This is a genomic window from Bacillus sp. 196mf, from assembly GCF_003217275.1.
Classification (GTDB): Bacteria; Bacillota; Bacilli; order Bacillales; family Bacillaceae_G; genus Bacillus_A; species Bacillus_A thuringiensis_S.
Genome location: NZ_QJTG01000084.1, coordinates 1 through 3,006, shown reverse-complemented (window position 1 = coordinate 3,006; position 3,006 = coordinate 1). Strand labels below are relative to the sequence as shown.

Genomic DNA, 3,006 nt, shown 5'->3' with positions numbered 1-3,006 from the left:
ATTAAAAGACATAATAAGCCGATGTTACTGAATGGAATTAAGCGATTAAAGACTTCTGTTCAAACAAATCAAGAAAATGTAAAGCAATTAAAAGAAGAATTACAGAAGTTGAAAAGAAAATTGTTTAATAATTCTAGAAATTATTCTTCTAATGTAGCTGTTTTACAATCAAAATTAATGGCTGACACAGACCAACTAAAAGAAGAATTAAAAGAAATACAAGAAGCTAATAAAGAAATGAACAAGACAATAGATGAGAAAAAAGAATCTTGGAGTAAGCATGTATTACAATTTGTAAAAAATCCTTGGAAGGCTATTGAAAATTATTTTCAGCCAAAGGAAATGTCTAAGATCAATCAAATTCGTGAACGTTTAAATAAAGCATTAGAAAATGGTGACACAAAGGCACAAGGACAAGTAGTAGAATTGCTAATAAACGAGCAGGAGAATATTAGTAATGTAATTAATGAAGTTATAGAAGCTGAAAATAATATTATCAATGTTCATTCACAATGGGATTCAATTCATAATAAATATGAGAATATGATTAAATTGTTACAAAAAGATGAAGAAGTAGATTGGGAAAAGCTTAACACCGATTTAGATAACTCTAAACAACAATGGGACTTGTTGCAGAAGGAACTTAAGAATTGTGAAAATTAAAAAGTACTATATAGAAAGGTTAGAGTTTGTATGAAGTGCACTCCAACTTAATTTACTCCTATTGAGAAAATAATAAAACCACTAAATATTTTATATTTTTAGTGTATAATAAATGTAATCTGTCAGTAAAACCTTTAAAAATAAGAAGGACAATTCCTATAGGGATTGTCCTTCTTATTTTAACTCCATTATGCTTATAACTGCTAAAATCAATACAAAAACAAGACACATATTTAATACAGCTAAAATCATATAAAAAGACTTCATATTTGTACTCTAGGGGAGTATAACCATAACGGATTCCGTTGCAAAGTTTTTGAAACTAAGTTAAATTTTTGCAAAATAGAGTGAGGAGCACTTGAGATCTTAAAAAAACGTGGTGTATTAGTGCCCTTACAACTATCAGGGGTCACCATATCATGCGTTGGGTTCATGAATATGGAAATTTGATTTATCAAATTTGGAAGAAGAAAAACCAATCAGCACACGATGCTTAACGTTTGGATGAGACGTATATCAAAGCCAAAGGAGAATGGTGTTATGTATATCGCGCCATTGATGGTAAGGGACATACACTAGACTTTCATCTTCAAAAAACACGTAATTATCAAGCGGCTTATGTCTTCATGAAAAGATTCGTTAAACAGTTTGGAGAACCATCGGTTCTTACGATAGAAAAGGCACCTGTTTTACTTTGTGCATTAAAAAAATTACAGAAAGACGAATATTGTGTTTAGTGCAAAATAAAAGTGGTTCTTACGAACTTTTGGGGATTCCTTACGACTTAAAAGTGTTTTAATTCACTTAATTTTTTTAACATAATAATTCACAATCTATACAGGACGCGTTTAGTCAATACATGTAAACTTGCTCTTCCATATACCATACGCTTAATTGTTTTTAAGCGATTAATTTACCCTTCTAAAACACCATTGCTATATGGAAGTAAAAATGCATGTTTAATTGCTTGCAAATCACTTCGTAAGCGACGAGCGTAATGAGAAAAAGGTTGTTGTTTATTGGATAGTTGCTGTTTGAGCCAATTTAAAAACTGTTTATAATTAGAGTGTTTTACACTTTCTCGATAATTTTGCACTATTTGATAGAGCGGACGGATTTCCGGATATTTAGAAAAGCATTGTACGAAGTCTTGTTTTTCTTTCTTAGTTAATTGCTCGGGATGAATCCAAAACCAGCGGATGAGTTGCTGGCGAGAGACATGATAAACAGAATTTTGACGATGACCTTGTTTTCGATTACGACGTAATGTTTCTACAACTGTACGTACTGCTGAAAAAGTTCCAGAATAGCCTTCCAGACGAATTAATTGATCAATTTCTTTAAAAGTATGACTTTTACTTTCCAATTGAATAATCAAGTTTTCAAACCCTCCTACTAGATTTTTTTGTATCGATTAGACGACGGCGGGTCATTCAACTGGGGGAAGTGTCTGATTTTACAGAAGCTGTCGATTTGATTACAGGATTGCAGGCAGAACAGCTTCTAGCTGACAAGGGGTATGAGTCGGATGAAATTGTTCGTTTTGCCAAAAAACAAGGAATGCCCCCTGTGATTCCCCTCGAAAAACTTATAAATTCCCATTTCTTATACACGATTTCGAGGACCAACATACTAAAAACTGATTCAAATAAGGCAAATGAAGATGGTCAGTTTTTTACGGATTAAAAATCTCAAAGCACCCACGATTCTTTCTTCCCTTCTATTATTCTAAGTATGTTTTTGATATAGAAATCTAGTTATATTTTTAAATTAACAAATACGATACGTGAAATTTTATAATGTGCGTAGAGATAAGATTACATTTAATACAATTAGGGATGAAAAGAAGGGCAAGGTAGACTCAGTAATAGGTAAGCATGTCACATCAAAAGTGAATCATCTCCGTTTTTATGCCAAACCTTCTTGGAAGTATAAGGATGTAGCGGGTACCGTGGATGCAGGGGTTGGATTTACAATTGAGGAGAAAATAATAGTGGAAGGTTCACCGCAGTATAAAGTTCGTAATTCAAAGGAAAAACGGTAAGATGAAAATAGGGCATGTTTATCGATAAAAATGCTGTTTCGTATAATAGTTTACATCATAAAACAAATATTGAATGTTGTATATCAGGATGATATTATATGTATGTCACTTTCGGAACTTCATAAACTAATTTAGTGTATTTGGTTCTGGAGGGTGAATTGTTTTACAGGAAAAGGAGAGTGATTTATAGATGAAATTGAAGTTTAGTAAACATTTGAAGAAAGTTACAGCGCTTAGTGTAGGGTTATTCGCTCTAGGTACATCTATTTCTAGTACTTACGCAGCTGAAGTGAAGGATA

The 3,006-nt window shown here is 32.4% G+C and carries 3 protein-coding genes and 2 pseudogenes; 4 read left to right on the top strand and 1 reads right to left on the bottom strand.

Annotated features, from left to right (window positions below; translation table 11 throughout):
• Together ATL10_RS30490 and ATL10_RS30485 are read left to right on the top strand one after the other, a co-directional pair.
• Nucleotides 1-663 (top strand): HBL/NHE enterotoxin family protein (locus ATL10_RS30490; protein WP_181419374.1); only part of this gene is annotated, 663 nt, incomplete at its 5' end.
• Nucleotides 664-1,023: 360 nt separating this feature from the next.
• Nucleotides 1,024-1,394: pseudogene (locus tag ATL10_RS30485) on the top strand (DDE-type integrase/transposase/recombinase); the annotation flags it as partial.
• 182 nt (nt 1,395-1,576) lie between these two features.
• On the opposite strand, the gene ATL10_RS30480 reads toward ATL10_RS30485, so the two are convergent.
• The gene (locus ATL10_RS30480) at nt 1,577-2,041 is read right to left on the bottom strand and encodes a transposase (RefSeq protein WP_258375852.1); all 465 of its coding nucleotides are present in this window, start codon (nt 2,039-2,041) and stop codon (nt 1,577-1,579) included.
• A 68-nt stretch (nt 2,042-2,109) separates the two neighbouring features.
• On the opposite strand from ATL10_RS30480, the gene ATL10_RS31530 reads away from it, so the two are divergent.
• Nucleotides 2,110-2,349, top strand: a complete 240-nt coding sequence (locus tag ATL10_RS31530; RefSeq protein WP_181419373.1) for a hypothetical protein — start codon at nt 2,110-2,112, stop codon at nt 2,347-2,349.
• Between the two features lie 145 nt (nt 2,350-2,494).
• Nucleotides 2,495-2,707: pseudogene (locus ATL10_RS30475) on the top strand (N-acetylmuramoyl-L-alanine amidase); the annotation flags it as partial.
• Nucleotides 2,708-3,006 lie beyond the last annotated feature (299 nt).